The organism is Achromobacter sp. NPDC058515 (assembly GCF_042721735.1).
GTDB lineage: Bacteria > Pseudomonadota > Gammaproteobacteria > Burkholderiales > Burkholderiaceae_B > Achromobacter.
In genome coordinates this window covers 47,739-63,494 of the sequence record NZ_JBHXNI010000002.1, presented here as the reverse complement: position 1 = coordinate 63,494, position 15,756 = coordinate 47,739, and the positions used below count along the sequence as shown (strand labels likewise).

15 protein-coding genes are annotated in these 15,756 nt (G+C 58.7%); 8 read left to right on the top strand and 7 right to left on the bottom strand.

The window, feature by feature from the left end; all coding sequences use genetic code 11:
• The first annotated feature begins 13 nt into the window (after positions 1–13).
• Positions 14–1,168 carry a fimbrial protein gene (locus ACFWP0_RS03585; protein ID WP_377839737.1) on the top strand — a complete coding sequence of 385 codons (1,155 nt, stop codon included), beginning with the start codon at positions 14–16 and terminating at the stop codon, positions 1,166–1,168.
• A 13-nt stretch (positions 1,169–1,181) separates the two neighbouring features.
• On the opposite strand, the gene ACFWP0_RS03580 is transcribed toward ACFWP0_RS03585, so the two are convergent.
• The 3 genes from ACFWP0_RS03580 to ACFWP0_RS03570 all read right to left on the bottom strand — a co-directional run bounded on the left by ACFWP0_RS03580 (position 1,182) and on the right by ACFWP0_RS03570 (position 2,785).
• On the bottom strand, positions 1,182–1,679 hold the full coding sequence (locus tag ACFWP0_RS03580) for a glycine zipper 2TM domain-containing protein (RefSeq protein WP_377839736.1): 498 nt from the start codon (positions 1,677–1,679) through the stop codon (positions 1,182–1,184).
• Positions 1,680–1,723: 44 nt separating this feature from the next.
• Positions 1,724–2,155: a hypothetical protein gene (locus ACFWP0_RS03575; protein WP_377839734.1), complete on the bottom strand. Its 432-nt coding sequence runs from the start codon at positions 2,153–2,155 to the stop codon at positions 1,724–1,726.
• Between the two features lie 159 nt (positions 2,156–2,314).
• Positions 2,315–2,785: a hypothetical protein gene (locus ACFWP0_RS03570; protein ID WP_377839733.1), complete on the bottom strand. Its 471-nt coding sequence runs from the start codon at positions 2,783–2,785 to the stop codon at positions 2,315–2,317.
• Between the two features lie 58 nt (positions 2,786–2,843).
• Between ACFWP0_RS03570 and ACFWP0_RS03565 the strand changes: the two genes are divergently transcribed.
• A complete protein-coding gene (locus ACFWP0_RS03565; protein WP_377839732.1) occupies positions 2,844–3,599 on the top strand; it encodes a carbonic anhydrase in 756 nt (251 codons plus the stop codon).
• Between the two features lie 128 nt (positions 3,600–3,727).
• Positions 3,728–4,060, top strand: a complete 333-nt coding sequence (locus ACFWP0_RS03560) for a YgiW/YdeI family stress tolerance OB fold protein (RefSeq protein WP_377839731.1) — start codon at positions 3,728–3,730, stop codon at positions 4,058–4,060.
• A gap of 66 nt (positions 4,061–4,126) precedes the next feature.
• Here ACFWP0_RS03560 and ACFWP0_RS03555 read toward each other — a convergent pair whose 3' ends face one another.
• From ACFWP0_RS03555 to ACFWP0_RS03545, 3 genes are all read right to left on the bottom strand, one after another.
• On the bottom strand, positions 4,127–5,677 hold the full coding sequence (locus tag ACFWP0_RS03555; protein ID WP_377839730.1) for a hypothetical protein: 1,551 nt from the start codon (positions 5,675–5,677) through the stop codon (positions 4,127–4,129).
• 204 nt (positions 5,678–5,881) lie between these two features.
• Positions 5,882–7,429: a methyl-accepting chemotaxis protein gene (locus ACFWP0_RS03550; protein WP_377839729.1), complete on the bottom strand. Its 1,548-nt coding sequence runs from the start codon at positions 7,427–7,429 to the stop codon at positions 5,882–5,884.
• A gap of 69 nt (positions 7,430–7,498) precedes the next feature.
• Positions 7,499–7,957 carry a hypothetical protein gene (locus ACFWP0_RS03545; protein WP_377839727.1) on the bottom strand — a complete coding sequence of 153 codons (459 nt, stop codon included), beginning with the start codon at positions 7,955–7,957 and terminating at the stop codon, positions 7,499–7,501.
• 230 nt (positions 7,958–8,187) lie between these two features.
• Here ACFWP0_RS03545 and ACFWP0_RS03540 point away from each other — a divergent pair, with 230 nt between their 5' ends.
• The 5 genes from ACFWP0_RS03540 to ACFWP0_RS03520 all read left to right on the top strand — a co-directional run bounded on the left by ACFWP0_RS03540 (position 8,188) and on the right by ACFWP0_RS03520 (position 14,888).
• Positions 8,188–8,568 carry a hypothetical protein gene (locus tag ACFWP0_RS03540; protein WP_377839726.1) on the top strand — a complete coding sequence of 127 codons (381 nt, stop codon included), beginning with the start codon at positions 8,188–8,190 and terminating at the stop codon, positions 8,566–8,568.
• A 70-nt stretch (positions 8,569–8,638) separates the two neighbouring features.
• Positions 8,639–10,405 carry a methyl-accepting chemotaxis protein gene (locus ACFWP0_RS03535; RefSeq protein WP_377839724.1) on the top strand — a complete coding sequence of 589 codons (1,767 nt, stop codon included), beginning with the start codon at positions 8,639–8,641 and terminating at the stop codon, positions 10,403–10,405.
• Between the two features lie 553 nt (positions 10,406–10,958).
• On the top strand, positions 10,959–12,674 hold the full coding sequence (locus ACFWP0_RS03530) for a GGDEF domain-containing protein (RefSeq protein WP_377839723.1): 1,716 nt from the start codon (positions 10,959–10,961) through the stop codon (positions 12,672–12,674).
• Between the two features lie 668 nt (positions 12,675–13,342).
• On the top strand, positions 13,343–14,341 hold the full coding sequence (locus ACFWP0_RS03525; RefSeq protein ID WP_377839722.1) for a LysR substrate-binding domain-containing protein: 999 nt from the start codon (positions 13,343–13,345) through the stop codon (positions 14,339–14,341).
• Positions 14,342–14,537: 196 nt separating this feature from the next.
• Positions 14,538–14,888, top strand: coding sequence for a hypothetical protein (locus tag ACFWP0_RS03520; protein ID WP_377839720.1), 351 nt, complete (start codon positions 14,538–14,540; stop codon positions 14,886–14,888).
• Between the two features lie 29 nt (positions 14,889–14,917).
• Here the strand turns inward: ACFWP0_RS03520 and ACFWP0_RS03515 are convergent, their stop codons facing one another.
• Positions 14,918–15,583, bottom strand: coding sequence for a class I SAM-dependent methyltransferase (locus ACFWP0_RS03515; RefSeq protein ID WP_377839719.1), 666 nt, complete (start codon positions 15,581–15,583; stop codon positions 14,918–14,920).
• Between the last annotated feature and the right edge of the window lie 173 nt (positions 15,584–15,756).

Here is a 15,756-nt window from a genome sequence, read left to right as displayed (position 1 = left end):
AGCGATGAAGCTCATGAAAGCCATTTCCCGCCTGATCCATTTTCGTTGCCGTTCCCTGGCGCGAACCTGCGCGTACGCATCCGTTGCCGCGTTGGCCATGTTCTCGCTGAGCGCCGAAGCCACGGTTCAGAATTGCTCCCAGGGGGCCTGGAACGTGATGGAAAAATGGGTGGTGATACCGCCTGCGGCCGCGCTCAAGAACGGGGACGTCGTTGCAAGGCAACAGGCCACCTTGAATCTCGGATTCACCGTGGTCGGCACCGACACGCTCTACGCGCAAGGCTCGTTCCCGAACAATTTTTCCTTTGACCAGGCTCAGCGCGCCACGGTCCTGCCCACAATTCCAGGCCTTGGGCTGCGCGTCACCTACGTGATCGGTTCCGTCACGCCCGGCGGCGTCCTGGGCATGGCCGGGGACGGCATCGTACGCCCGGCGGGATCGCTACTCTCAATGCAGGCAATGACCGCAGGCATCTATGCCGCGGCCTTGAGTTTCAGGTTTGAATTGGTGGTGATCAACGCTGCCGCCTACAACGGCGGCACCCTGGGAATGGTCGACGGCTTGACCAGCGTAGGCATTACTTTCAGTTCGGATCCGTCGGGGTTGTCGTGCAACCTGCGGCCGATAGCGAACCCCGTGGTTTCGCTGCCTGGCAGCCCTCCCCCTGTCCTGCCCCCACCCGCCAGCCCGACTTGCGCCTTCACCACCGAGACGCTGAATCAGAGCGTCCGGCTCAACCCCGTCGGCGCCAGCATGGTTGCAGCAAACCAATCAGCGCGGGAAGCTGGCGCAATGAGCGAAAAGCCCTTCGCGATCAACGCGACAAATTGCGATAAGAACGCCAGGTTCCGCGTGTACTTTACCGACAGCTCGAATCAGGGAAACACCGGCCAGACATTGGCCCAGAACGCGTCAAGTTCCAGCAGAAACCAGGTCGGCATCCGCATCTATTACGACAATCAAACCACGCCCATCAATTTTGGGCCGGCCCCGACCGGGGCGGCGGCAGGCGCCAACTATGTGGAGTTGTCCGCGGGAAGCACCGCGGGCGTCAGCGTTGCTGCCCCCTTCACCGCCCAGTACGTCGCGAATCCCGGCGTGTCGCCCTCGCAAATCACGGGCGGACACGTGGAAGCCGAGGCCATCGTGACGATCGTCTATCCCTGAAGGCGCAGCGGCGTCAGATGCCGGCAACCCGGCTCACGCCGCCTTGCGTGACGACCTGCACGCGCTGGCCTGCGAAAATCGGCACATCCGCCTCCTGAGTAATGACGCGCGTCTCGCCTCCATCCAGGCGAATGGTAATTTCCAGGCCCTGCCTGCGGGCGCTGGCGTTCTCGACGGCATTGCCGGCCATCGCCCCGCCCACCGCGCCGCCAACGGTTGTGATCCGCCGGCCCGATCCCCCGCCCACGGCGTTGCCTGCCACGGCGCCCAGCGCGCCGCCGGCGATGGCGCCGAAGCCCGACGTCTGGCTGGCCTGGATGGTCACCGGCCGCACGCCGACGACGTATCCCAGGAGCACCGTCTGGGCGCGTTGCGCCTGATCGAAGGTATAGACGCGCGACGAGGCTGAATGATTGGCGCAGCCCGAAACCATCGCGGTCAGGCCAAGGACGATTGCCACGGCGATGACGTTCAGGTTGCCCCGCTGCCCTGCCTGTTGATGCTTATGCATGATGCGTTCTCCGGTACGGCAGAATGACGTGGATGAATCCGGGCTTATCGGAGCTGGGTGGGCGCGGGCGTGGGCTGAGACTGGCCCTGGCCCTGCGCGCCGCCGCGCCTGAAATTCCCGTTCTCGTCGAACCCGCCGATCGGACGGCCATTGAAGAACACGACCCTGCGCGCGGTCCACTCCGGCGGCGTCGCGCCGACCTGGTCGTAGGCGGCGACCTCGAAGTCATACTGCCAGCCGGATGCCGGTTTGCCAGCCTCGTCGGTATAGACAGTCTTCTTGACCGATTCCACATAGCCCTTGTCGCGATAGCTGACGTAGCGCGTGGGCGGCATCGAATCGCGCAGCGTCGACATGTACTGGTAGAGATCTTCGTCGCTGGGAGGGGTGCCGTACTTGGCGAGATCGTTCTGGCTGGTGCCGGCGGCGCAACCCGCCAACAGGCACGCGGATAGGACAAGGAATAGCTGTTTCATCGAAATCGCTCCTGGGTACGCGTTCGCGCCTGCAGCCAAACCGCAGGCAAACGGCAAATCTGCGGTCAACTTCCTCGAATATCTGGCGGCATGCGGGTCGCGGCGTCAGTGGTCATCCGGCTTCCGATTGCGCGTCGCGTGGCGCTGTTCAGCGCTGGCTCATGGCGCGGGCCGGTTCGCGGCGCCCCGAAATGCAGATCGCAGCAAGCTCAGCAAGAAACCGCCCGTGAACATCCCCAGGATGTACACGCCAATAACCAATACGGAGGCGGGTAATGTGACGGTGGAAGTCCAGAGCGACAGGGTCACCGAATCGAAGTTCTGGATCTTGAACGAAAGTACGATTGCCGTTAGTAACACAATTAATACGATGTAAAGGTATCTCATGTTCCACCTTTCGTATCCGTTGGCCAGATCGCACCAAGCGACAGGCTTATCGTGCGAAAAAACTATGCCACTCATTGGGACGGAAAACAAGAAAAAATAGGGCCGCCTGGCGCCTCTTCCTGCAAAAAACAGGGGGAAGCGGCCGCCCTGCGCGGCCCTGCGGCGCGCAAAGTCGTTGTCCCTCACGACAAACAGGAACAGAATGTACTCGCCATAAATCATGGCGATATATGGCCGGCTCACGCATGGATAGCCGCGACGTGCGAACTATCTCTGGTGGGTTGCACATAGGGGATACTTCATGGAAGCGATCAAAGATTGTTGCCTGGCAGGTCACCCGCAAGACCCGGGACGGCGAACATGGCTGAAGGCGGGGGTTGGCGCGGGGACGGCCGCGATGATGGCCACCGTGACGCTCGTGCCGCGCGGGGCCGAAGCCGCATCGCTTACGCAAGCGCAGCGGGACGCAATGACCCCGGATCAGGTCATCGACATGATGAAACAGGGAAATGAACGTTTTCGCAGCGGCAAACCTCAACAGCACGATTACCTGGCGCAGAAGCGCTCCAGCGCGGCGGGACAGTTTCCCGCCGCGGTAATCCTGAGCTGCATCGACTCGCGGGCTCCCGCCGAAATCGTCCTGGACACGGGCATCGGCGACACGTTCAACGGCCGCGTCGCGGGCAACATCGCAAACAGCGATTTATTGGGCAGCATGGAATTCGCCTGCGCGGCGGCGGGCGCAAAAGTTGTACTCGTCATGGGGCATACCGCCTGCGGCGCGGTAGCCGGCGCGATCGACAACGTGGAATTGGGCAATCTGACCGGGCTGCTCAAGATCATCAAACCCGCGGTCGCCGCAACCAAGTACTCCGGGGAGCGCAACGGAAAGAACGCGGAATTCGTCGATGCCGTAGCGAAGACCAATGTGCAGCACACCATCGACGCCATACGGAAAAACAGCCCGATCCTGGCCGATCTGGAGAAGCAAGGAAAGATCAAGATCGTCGGATCGATGTACGACTTGAGCAACGGCATGGTCACCTTTTTGAGTTAGCCGCTGCTTGTCGCGCTTCAACAGAAAAAAGATCCGGCAGGTTTCAGGCCTGCCGGTTTGATGGTCCGTCCTGATTCTGGAGGTTTTCCATGACTGCAAGCATACGGGTCCGTGCATGGCATTGCGCCATGCTGATTCTCATCTCTGCTATCGCCGCGCCAGCATCCGCGCAGTTCACCGGACAAGGCGCCCAAGTGGCTACGCCGACCGTGGCGGAAATTCTTGCCAAACCCGTTGATGGGCAAATGGTGCGGGTGCAGGGCCATTTGCTGAGCAAGATCAAATCGGAAACGTATACGTTTTCCGACGGCACCGGCGAAATCGTCATGGAGATCGACGACGACGATTTTCCCAAGCAGCCAGTCACTGAGAAGACCAAGATCGAGGTTCTCGGCGAGGTCGACACCGGCTTGCGCCGTCCGCCCGAAATCGAAGCCGAATCAGTACGCATCCTTCCTTGAATCGGAAGTGGCCCATGGGCGCATGGGCCACTTCCGATGACAGGCAGGCGCGCATCCGGCCCCTGGTCAGGTTGCCCTGACAAATCCCACGTTGTCGCCGATCACGGTGGTCGGACCTATAGGCAAGGGTTCCGGATTGACGATGTCGAGTTTGACGAACTCGATCTTCTCTTTCCATATCTTGCGCAGGAAATCCTCGATCGCGTGGATGGTGAGTTGCTCGCCCGGACATCGCCGATACCCGAACCCGAAGGGCGCGAAACCGGCATAGTCGCATACCGGCATGGCCTTGCCGTCGGCGACGCCGAACACCGTCCCGAAGGCGCTGTTCTGCATTTCGGCCTTGCGCCCGTCTTTCACGGCAAACGAGGTCGGGTGGAACGGACAGGCAGCCAGGCCCATTTTCTCGATACGGGCCTGATCGATGTCTTTGCTGGTTGGCGCGGTCTCATACCTGGACGGGTCAAACGCCTCGGGGTTCTTCCATTGAACAGGGTCCTTGCTGGTGGTGGTGTGCGGACTGACGATGTAGCCATGGCGTTCGAAGCGCGGAGGACGAGTCTCTTCCAGCGCGGAGATGCTCCCGCCATTGGGCGATATCGTGCGAAAGAGCTCCATCACGAATCTTTCCAGAGGGGTGAATGCGGCCCCCGCGGCGGCGTCGTGGCTTCCTTCCATGGTTTTCTTGAACCAAGCCTTCGTATCGGCGTCTCCGGTATCTCGCCCGAGCTTCAACATGACGTTGTACAGCGTATTTCCCCATTGGCTGAAAGCGACGAAATTATGAAAGCACTCGAACACCACATCCTTGTGGCTGAAGTGCTCGCTCTCTTCGCCGTTCTTCATCCAATACCAGGCAAAGGTTTTTTCGGGATTGGGCGTCTTGCCCGATGAGATATCCGCCAGCTTCTGGTCGATCCACGATTTCAGGAAATCCAGGTGCGAGCGCACCGTCATGTAGTTCTCGTAGACGATACGCTGAGTGGGGTCGCGATACGCGAGCACGGTATTGAAGGCTTCGCCTATCTGGCGCACCCGCTGGGGAATATCCGCATTCTTCACGCCTAAATGCAGATCCCAGTACAGATCCCAATACCCTTCAAGATAAGGCCGCATCAACGGCTTTCCTGCATTGGACGGGCTCAGCAGCTTGTCGAAGAAGGCCGTGACCTTATCGCCATACTGGCTGCGATAAAGGTCGGGAGTAACCGCGGACATATAGATCCGCTTGCGCAGGTTGTCCGGGCCGCGCTTCTCCAATCCTTGAAGAAACACCGTCACGCCGTCTTGCGGGGCGGGACGCCACGTCTTGCTGAGCAATCCCCACAGGTCATTGGGCAAGGCATTTTCTTTGGTCAGGCTTACGTCAATCATCGGCAACACCGGCCGTTCGCCATGGTAAACGCTCACCAGGAAGTGAGGAATGATGACGTTCTCGATGTAGGCGGGATCGAAATCCTTGAGAAACTGCGCGCGCACGCGCGCCGCTGCGGACGCCAGATCGACGGGGGCCAGGGGTTGACCGGGCGCCGGGGGGACTTGGGAGAAAGCGGGCGGGGAGGACAAGGCGGCGACCGCGGTGGCGCCGGTTGTGGTCAGGAATGTTCTTCTCTTCACGATGCTCTCCACAAAGGGATACAGCAAACCAGAGACAGAAAACAAACGCGCGCACAGGCGCGGGTCCGGATCGAGGGGCAGTCAAGGGACATTGCCCGGGACGGGAGTGCGCCTAGGAAATTTAAGACTGGCAGGCGGGAATTGCAATGCAAAGATCAACAGGCGCGCGCCGTCCGAGGGCCCGCGCGGCGCGCGGGATGCTGATCAGCGTGAGAACACTTCGACCGCTCGGGCCAGACGTCCGCTGCGTCGCCGCAGATTCTCGGCTGTCGCGATGGACTGCTCCGTCAGCAACGCGTTTTGTTGCGTCGTTTGATCGAGCTGCGTCATCGCGTGATTGACCTGTTGTATTCCCCGTGCCTGTTCGGTTGTCGCGTGGCTGATCTCCTTGATCAGTCGCGCGACGCGCTCCACTTGCAGCACGATATCCGACACCGCTGCTCCGCCCTCGTTGACAAGCGCGCTGCCGGCCTCGACCTTGGCCACATTGGCATTGATCAGATCCTTGATTTCCTTGGCTGCGGTTGCGCTGCGCTGCGCCAGCGAACGCACTTCGCCCGCGACCACGGCAAATCCCTTGCCTTCCTTGCCTGCCCGAGCCGCTTCCACCGCGGCGTTCAACGCGAGTATGTTGGTCTGGAAGGCGATGCTGTCTATCACGCCGATGATGTCATTGATCTTGTGACTCGCCGAGGCGATCTCGGCCATCGTGCCAACCACCCGTTTGATCACCGCGCCGCCCTTCGCCGCCGCATCTGTCGCGTCGATGGCCAGGGATTCGGCCTCGCGCGCGGCCTGTGCGTTCTGACCGATGCTCGCCGTCATCTGATCCATGGCGGCGGCGGTCCGCTGCAGGTTGTCGGTCGATTGCTCGGTGCGTTTGTTCAATTCCTCGGTGCCTTGGGAGATCTCCACGCTGACCCGCCCTACCCCGTCGATCTGCTCGCTCACGTCATCGACGAGGGAACGCAAGTTCAAGCCGGCTTGATTGATGGATCTCATCAACATGCCGATGTCGTCGCTACGGTTGATGTCGATATTCTCTCCGGCCTGGCCTGACGCCACGCTTTGGGCTTGCGCCAGCATTTTCTCCAGGGGCCGCGAGATCTGGCGACCCAGCCACAGCGCCGTCATGGCGCACCCGATCGCCATCGTGCCGGCAAGCTGGGCCAATGTGGTCCCTGAGATTCCCAACCAGGCGGCCGCGCCCACGCCCCAGGCGCACAGCCCGAGCAGTCCGCACAGGATGCGCCAGCGAGTAGGCATCGTCTGCAGCACGGATGTCCAGCCCATCAGCCCCTTGCGGACGATCAGGCCCTGATGAAAGCCGCGGCCTCTGGATTTTCCAGCGGCAAGCGCCCGGTAGAACTTTTCTGCCGCCTCGACCTCCACGCGTTTCGGACGGGTGCGCACCGACATGTAACCGACGAGCTTTCCTTCCCGGACAACCGGAGTGGCGTTGGCGCGGACCCAATAGTGATCGCCGTTCTTGCGGCGATTCTTGACGACCGCAGTCCAGGATTTGCCAGATTTCAGTGTTCTCCACATATCGGCGAAGGCTTCCACGGGCATATCGGGGTGCCGCACCATGTTGTGCGCCTGAAGCAAGATTTCTTCTTCGTCAAACCCGCTGACCTGGATGAACGCCGCGTTGGCATAGGTGATATGGCTCTCGGTGTCGGTCGTCGACATGAGGGTCGCATCGTCAGCATAGTCGTATTCCAGCTGAGTCACGGGAAGATTGGTCCGCAATCGATACTCCACACATTATTGGATAGGCGCCGCCAGCGCGTCAGCGGCTTGCCCGGACACTGCCAGGGCTCAGGCGACTTTCGAGCGTTCCAGAATGGTCAATTCCCGCTGAAAGCGAGCAACATCGACGCGGGCCCGGGCTTCGTCAGCCATGTCCTTTCCTCTGGCGGCGTTTCTTTCCCGGGTCATGGCTGCAGACAGAAGGTCTTGCACTTTTTCGCGGTCCAGCGTCTCGAACGCCCATAAGAATGTGTGTTCGGCGCCGGCCATCGCCTTGATTGCGGCGCTTACGGCGGCGCGCTCATCGTGCGCATAGACGACAACATTCACCAGGTCGTGCTCGCCGGCTACCGAAAATGCGACGCTCCAATGGGGAATACCTTTCTTGCGCGCCGATATTGAGCGTTTCGCAAGCGCGAACGGATCGTGCGCGGTGCGGCCACGAGCGGCGTTTGCGTATCGGGCAACCGTAGTGTCGGCTAGATAACTCATTTTTATTGCCAAATCATCGGTGGTTTCGATTGGCAACGATTATTTCATAGATATTTGGTCATACCTATTCAATATGGCTATACCAAAATTCAATAATTCAATTTATCTACGGTAGCTCGCCTGGTTATATTCTCCCCAGGGGCTCGCTCGGGCCGGGCGACCGCTGGGCGTCGCTCTAGTTGGCCACTCGAAAATAAGAATAATCTTATCAAAACAATACTGCTCAAGGATTATAAGTAAAAGCGCCGTCGATACAGAGCAGAGGGATGAACATTGAGCATTCAGCCAGGCCTGCCCCGCAACACCTGACACACCTGAAGGCGCAAGCTTTCAATCATGGAAATACGATGGAAAGAAATATCCTGCTGACAATGACGGAAACGGTCGCTGTCTTGGCCGATTTAATTATCAAGCAGCACCTCAAGGTCGATGCCATGAGAACGGCGGTGATTGGAATGACCTGCACGGTTTCCAGTTTTCCGGAACTTCGCGAACCCTTATTCAAGCACTTCGAGCTTGCGATGAAGGACGACGCGAAGCGAAACAATGAAATTGGCTATTCCGCAGAAGTGCAACGGCTTCGGAATGAATGGCTCGCGGTGCTCATGCCGCAGGATTTCTGGAAAAAAATGCAGCAGGCCACTTGAACGACCGCACTTTCCCCAATCCATCCACCTTCAATTCGTCGCATCAGATCAAGGCTATCAGGTAAATATTATGTTTAAGAAACTAAGCGTCCGGGCGTTCATGGCATTACTGCTGTGCCTGCTGGCCGGCGTAATGATCGTCTCGAATGCCGTGGCATGGAAAAGCCTCGACACCAGCAATCAGAACCTGGTCGAGGTCAAAGACGCATACACGGGACAGTCCGGCGAGCTGAATTCGGCCTACCTCCAACTGCTCCGGGCAAGAGTCAATTTGGCTACCGCCTTCAACGACCTGCTGGCAGGAAAGGAAAGCCAGGTGGTTGCCGGCATCGAGGCCAGCCAACGCGCGCTCGACGCATTGGACAAGAACTTCAACGCGTTCCTGAGAAATGCAAGGCAGCACGAGTCGGCGCCCGCCCCTCAGGTCGCGCAATTGGAAAAGGCATATAAAGCTTATCTAGACGCAGTGGCGCTGCAGATTCACGCGCTGGAAGGCAAGGACACGGATCGCTACCTTGCGCTGGACGAAACTTCGCGCAAGCGAGGACAGGTGTTCAGCGCGCATAACGCTGAAGTCCTGGAGATCATCGACCAGCGCACGAGAGACTTGGTGGAAGTTGCCTCGCATGAGCATGCAAGCGCGCGCATCGTCACGATCGCGACGCTGGCGGTGGGATTGATACTGGCGCTGGCCGGCTGGATCTTTGTGAACCGCATCGTCCTGCGCCCGCTCGTGGAGGCCGGCGCGCATTTCGATCGCCTTTCCGAAGGCGATTTCACGGGACGGATAGAAAACAAGAAAGAAAACGAGATTGGCCACCTTTTCACGGCAATCAGGAAAATGCAGGAGGGCCTGACCCGCACGGTTTCTTCCGTGCGGCGCGGCGTCGACGAAATCAACACCGGAGTGCGCGAGATCGCGGCGGGGAACATGGATCTGTCTGGCCGCACCGAGCAGCAGGCCGCGTCGCTGGAGCAGACTGCGGCGTCAATGGAGCAACTGTCGGTGACCGTCAAGCAAAACGCCGACAACGCGAAACAGGCCAATCAATTGGCGTCCAGCGCTGCGATGGTCGCGGAACGCGGCGCCGCGGTCGTATCGGAAGTCGTAAGCGTGATGCACGACATCTCCACCAGCTCCCATCGGATTGCGGAGATCGTCTCCGTCATTGACGGCATCGCATTCCAGACCAACATATTGGCCCTGAACGCCGCGGTGGAGGCCGCGCGCGCGGGAGACCAAGGAAAGGGCTTTGCCGTCGTGGCAGGCGAAGTCCGCAACCTTGCGCAGAGAAGCGCACAGGCGGCCAAGGAGATCAAGACGCTGATTCTGGAGTCCGTGAGCGCGGTGGACGGAGGCTCCCGGCAGGTTGAACTCGCGGGCGCCACCATGAATGAGCTCGTCGCGTCTGTCTCGCGAGTGACGGACATCATGGGTGAAATCTCCGCGGCTTCGCAGGAGCAATCCGTGGGCATTGACCAAGTCAACCGCGCAGTCGCGCAGATGGATCAGATGACCCAAAAGAATGCTGCGCTGGTCGAACAGGCAGCGGCGGCGGCGGGATCGTTGGAAAAACAAGCCATAACCCTGGCCGGCGCAATGGACGTATTCAAAACGCACTCCGGCGAAATTATTGAGGTCGCGACGAACGATCTGAGAGTGGTGCAGCCCGCTACTCCCCAGGAAACCGGATCACTCAGAGCCAGCCTCGCGGTCAATCGAGCCCAGACGACAAATGGCGGCAGGACTACAAGAAGCGCTATTGCGCCAGGGCACACGGCACGGCTGGCAGCGGCTACCCCTTCGTCGGGCAACGAGGACTGGGAATCCTTCTAGCATCGCCTACACAGAATCCGCAATGAAGCGCTCCTGAAACAAGGTTCCTGGCGCCTAAGCGCTGACACCGCCTCGCCTCGCCTCGCCTCGCCTCGCCTCGCCTCGCAATGGATTGCAGCTTGATACGTCGAGCTGCGCTTTCCTTTGCGTGCCGGATTATTCCTTGAACAAGCTTTCCTCGACCATCCCCGCCTGCTAGACGATATTCTCGGGAGCAATAGCGCCATTCTGTTTATGAATTATCCATGCCGCTTCTTGATTATTAACATACGAAAACAAGACGGGCTTCGCGTTATTTTCGAGCATTTCGTGAGATATAGCGGCCCTCCTTTCGAGACTGGTAGACAATGAGAAGCAGCACTTCCATGAGCGCCCATACTCGCAATCTGGAAAAGAACAGCATATCGAGCTCCGCACTTCCGGCCGCTGCTTGACAATGAGCTCGGCAAACGAAACACATAAACAATGCTCTAGCGAAAAAGCTTCAGGCCTACGCGGCAACAGCGGGGCCATTACAAGACCGGATCGCGCCTTTGCCCGAAAATCGTTGGCCTTGAATTACATTACCTTTGCCTCATTTTTACTGGCATCGCTCTTCACCATTTTATATTTTGGCATAGGCACAATCTGGCATTCATATGCCAATAACGAGCAGACCCGTCGCACCTTGCGCGTCGCAGGCGCCGGATTCAAGACCATGGACGCACTCGTGCGCGAGAGCGCGTCGACCTCGGAGGCGCTGGACAAAAACGGGCATGACTTGGCCGGCCAGATTTCGGCCCGCGCAGCCACCGACTCGGCCATTGCGGATTTCAATAGGCTCCTGACGTCATCGGAATGCGCGCCGTGCAAACCTGAAGCGGGATGGGTTGCAGAGATAACGGCCGACCTGTCCGTTATTCGAGAGCTGGCCGATCATTACCTCAAAAACCCCGACAGCCATCCCCCAGGGCGGCAGTTTAATTCGATCCTCAAGGGAATGGCGCGGCTTGTTCCGCAAACACAGGCGATCCTCGCTGATCAACTCAGCGCCGCGTGGAAAGCAGAGGCTGGCCTAGGGGAGGAATTGGCGCTTCTAACCTTCATAAGCGAGCTGTGCGAGCGCTTGGAACAGCTCCGGACAAGCTTTGTGCCTGCGCTGGCGGAACGCCGGCAATTATCCGCCGTCGAACAACTGCGAGCCGAGCGTACTATCGCGCGCATCGAGGAACTCCATGGATTGATCGATAAGGCAATAATGCGCCGCGCAGGCCTGCAGAATTCCGCGTCTATCAAATCGAAATTCTTTAGCGAGAGGCTGCACTACATAAGGGACTTGCAGGCGAAGCTGACACAATCCGCCCATGCAGATATCAGCATTATTGAGCTGAACAGGCAATACAGGCCCTTGGCCTTGACCATCACCGATCTTCGGGACGACCTGCTCAGGAGTTTTTCAGTAAAGACCCGGCAGCGGGAGGCCGTGCTGAAGTTTCAGTTTGTCTTCGTGGGGCTGGCGGTCCTTACGCTTTCGGTGACTCTGGTCTGGGGACTGGTGGGCTTCTGGAAGCGGATTCTCCACCCCTTCGGGATAGCCAATAGAATCATCCGCAGCTTCATTTCGGAAGACCCGGCCATCCAGCTCCCGCCGGCCAAGAGATATCGCGGCGTGGCTCGGGAGTTCTTCGAAACCTTGTCCTCGCTAAAGGAACACATAGATCTCAAGCGCAACCTTGAAAGCCAGCGGAACGAACTGATAGAAGCGCTTCAGGAAATGGCGGAAACTGATCACCTCACGGGTCTGCTGAACCGGCGGGCATTCGAAAAGCGCGTAGCCAAGGCGCTCGACGAATGGAGCAATCCCGAGGAACTGCTAGCCGTCATTCTGTTTGACATCGACCATTTCAAGGGGGTCAACGACAGCTTCGGCCATGTGACTGGCGATGCCGCATTGGCCACGATAGCCCAGATATGCCAGGGGAATTGCCGCAAGACGGACATCATCGCCCGAGTCGGCGGGGAAGAATTCTCGGTTGTGTGTTTTGTGAACAGTGCCGCAGAGGCGCACGCGATAGCCCACAGGTTGCGGCTCAATATTCAGAATAAAGAAATCATGTCGGAATCCGGCAGCTCGTTTCATGTCACGGCGAGCTTTGGCGTCGCGGTCTCGCGTCGCAATGAAGAATGCAATATCGGTGTTATTTTTGGCAGATCGGATCAATTGCTGTATATCGCAAAAGCGTCCGGGCGCAATCGCGTAGTGCTGGGCGACGGGCAAGAGACAATATAAACCCTGAAAATCCAAGCGGATATGCGCTGCACCAATAATAATCAAGCATATCCGCTCGCGTCCTGGCGGTGTTGCCGCACCGCTCCACTCTACCCCGCCTTTGCCACTCTCCTATTTTCCTGCTTCAGCCTGTTGCCGCGTCTCATCCAAATATTCCAAATGGGAATAGAGATATGCATTTTATCAATTAGTGGCAGCGTGCAGTAAAACCTAGAATTTTCTGGATAGACAATACAATCGAAATTGGCAGGAATTGGAAATAGTCGGACATCTTCATGGTCAGAGGGTGCGCTGATACGAATTTCGAACAACTACGGCTAGGCAGGCCCGGCGCCGTCAGAAAATTCCGCCCGACAAGTTGGCCGACTGGAAGGCAAACTCCTGCCCTTCAAGGGCGCGAGACAATAACCCCGCTTGCGCAGCCATTTTTGATAAACCGCGAAACGACTGACAAAGGAGTGATAAAAATCGCGCTGGCGAAGGCTCTGTGCTGGAACAACCGATATGATTAATGAGGATTCCATGCAACCAGCCCTACAGCGAATCCTTACTGACGGCGCTTGCTTTGTCGCAGCAAGTCGCGCGAAGGAACCAGCCCGGCAACGAATTTTCCAAAGGCGATCAGTAGAGCGCTATTTTTTGCATTCGATTTTCTGGACTTCAACGTCATGAAACACTCTACGGTTTCCCTCGCCCGGAAGGTCAAATTCTATCAATTGGTCGTTTTCGATCAGATTGTCGCGAGTGGATCGCTAGTGAAGGCTGCTGGGGCATTGAATATCACCCAACCCTCGCTCACCAAGATCGTCCAAGAGCTTGAGTATTTTTTTCAAGCCCCGCTGCTGGTGCGCGGAAACCGCGGCGTCACCGCGACCGAACTGGGCGAGCTCATCTCCCGCCGGGCGCGTTCGATGCTGGCGGACCTGCGCGCACTGAACGACGACGTCGAAGCCTATCGCCGGGGCACCTCAGGCTATGTCCTGGTGGGGTCACTGACTTCGGCGTCCATGTCGGCCATTCCACAGGCCCTGCACCTGGTCAAGCAACGTGCACCCAGCCTGCTCGTATCGCTGCGCGTCGGCCAGATGAATCAATTGCTGTCCGTATTGCAGGTTGGCGAACTCGATCTGGTTGTCGGCCGCATCCCCGACGATTGGGGGTGGCGCGCCAATGTTGGCGACCTTGCCGTCGTGCCGCTCTATCACGAAAGGCTCTGCGTGGTGGCGGGCAGGTATCACCCGCTGCACTCCTTGCCCACCAGCCCGTGGAATCTCATGCATGCCTACCCGTGGATCTTGCCCCCCCGGGAATCCGTCTTGCGCAACTCCGCCGAGAACATCTTTGCGAAGGCGGGCATGGCACCGCCTGCTGACTTCACCGAGTCCGCCTCGATCCTTACAAACCTCGCATTAATGCAGGACAACCAGACCCTTTCCTTGCTGCCATCCGCCGTGGCGGACCCTTTTGTGCGCAGCGGAATGATCAAGGAAGTTGACGTCGGAGAACACCTTGCATATGGGCAGGTCGGCTGCTTCTTTGCTGCGCACCGCAAACGGGAACCGTCGCTCAGCCTGCTGGTGGACTGCCTGAAGAAGGTATCTCAAACTACTGCGCCGGGCGACAGCGCGTTCTCGCCCGCGGCCACGCTGTCAATAATTAATCACTGAATCCGGATTTAGTTTCCGGGAAGGCCGGCATCGCATACTCGTCCGGATAAAAATGGAAGCTGCGGCATGAAAAATAAGCGGAAGTTGATATCGGCTTCTGACATTGCCGTATTTTCAATTTTAATCGTCAATATTTTGAAAAATACGACAAACCTTCTTTCCATAACGAACTGCGTATTTTTATCGGCCAATATGAATGGGAGCAACACCGTTGGATAGCAATGAGCACAACCTGATCCTGACCTTGGCGCAGACGGTCGAGAAGCTGGCCGACACGCTAATGAAGACGCATATCGAGATCGAAGCACTCAGGACCGTCGTGGTCGGGATCAGCGCCGTCTTGCACGACAGGCCGGAACTTCAGGCGGCGTTCGTGGATTCCATGTCGGGCGCCATCGAAGGAAATCTTGTTCAAGGCCTGGGATCGCCGCTGACGGAAGACATGCTGAAGATGCGCGACCAGTGGCTGTCCAAATTAATGGCCGAATCCGCATGGCGGAAAGTCCAAGCGAACAAGAATATCTACTCCGAAGCGCAGAAGAAGTAGTTTCCGCTGGGGCTGCGAACAGGCGTACCTCAGGGCCGCCGGCTCACGCTGTACACCGAGGCGGGGGGCAAATTGAGCGGGACGAAACGCTCCCGGCGGGCGGACAGCCCACAAGCTTCGAGTACGCCGGTGGAGATCGGGCAACGCACGCCATAAGTGAAAAAGTGCATGGCTCCGCCCGGACGCATTGCCTCGAACACGGCGGTCAGCAGCTTATGGTGGAGCGTCCCGCTCATGTTCCGCAACGGGAGGCCACAGATAGCCGCGCCTATCCCATTGAGTTCAGGATGGCTGTCCCGGGACAGATCTTGCGCGGAAACCTGAAGCACCGCGGCGCCAGGAAATTGCGTGCGCAAGCTGGAGCTCATCCCTGAATCCTGCTCGACCAGCACAAGGCTGGACGGATCGACTCCCCTGCGCAGCATCTCGCGCGTGAAGACGCCCGTTCCGCAGCCCAGCTCCAGGACTTTTCCCGCTTTGGGGTGGATGGACGCTGTGATCGCTTCCGCCAGCGCCGCCCCGGATGGCGCCACCGCGCCTATGGCCGCGGGGTTGGACAAAAGCGCCTTGACGAACTGCTTGCGCTCTTGCAGCCAGGTCATCGGCGGGCTGGGCGGGGATTGATGCTGGGCAGTGCTTTTGCATGATGGCGAGGAATGCATTGGTGCTTCTATCTCCGGAGTCGACGTCTTCATGCAGACATTACCTGGGCCTGGCGGCTCATACCGGCAACGGTGCGTAAGCACCCTTGTCAAATAGGCAAAAACAGGCGGGCAGCCGGCGCGGGGACAAAGCCCAACCCCATATAGCGCATGCCCAGCCGCATGGCGGCCCAGCCCGTGACGATCGCAGACAGCTTGAGTTGCAA

Bases quoted from the DNA above. Each gene is read 5' to 3' on its own strand.
- ACFWP0_RS03585 (WP_377839737.1), top strand. From the start codon at position 14: ATGAAAGCCATTTCCCGCCTGATCCATTTTCGTTGCCGTTCCCTGGCG.
- ACFWP0_RS03565 (WP_377839732.1), top strand. From the start codon at position 2,844: ATGGAAGCGATCAAAGATTGTTGCCTGGCAGGTCACCCGCAAGACCCG.
- ACFWP0_RS03580 (WP_377839736.1), bottom strand. From the start codon at position 1,679: ATGCATAAGCATCAACAGGCAGGGCAGCGGGGCAACCTGAACGTCATC.
- ACFWP0_RS03540 (WP_377839726.1), top strand. From the start codon at position 8,188: ATGAACATTGAGCATTCAGCCAGGCCTGCCCCGCAACACCTGACACAC.
- ACFWP0_RS03520 (WP_377839720.1), top strand. From the start codon at position 14,538: ATGGGAGCAACACCGTTGGATAGCAATGAGCACAACCTGATCCTGACC.
- ACFWP0_RS03535 (WP_377839724.1), top strand. From the start codon at position 8,639: ATGTTTAAGAAACTAAGCGTCCGGGCGTTCATGGCATTACTGCTGTGC.
- ACFWP0_RS03525 (WP_377839722.1), top strand. From the start codon at position 13,343: ATGAAACACTCTACGGTTTCCCTCGCCCGGAAGGTCAAATTCTATCAA.
- ACFWP0_RS03515 (WP_377839719.1), bottom strand. From the start codon at position 15,583: ATGAAGACGTCGACTCCGGAGATAGAAGCACCAATGCATTCCTCGCCA.
- ACFWP0_RS03560 (WP_377839731.1), top strand. From the start codon at position 3,728: ATGCTGATTCTCATCTCTGCTATCGCCGCGCCAGCATCCGCGCAGTTC.
- ACFWP0_RS03575 (WP_377839734.1), bottom strand. From the start codon at position 2,155: ATGAAACAGCTATTCCTTGTCCTATCCGCGTGCCTGTTGGCGGGTTGC.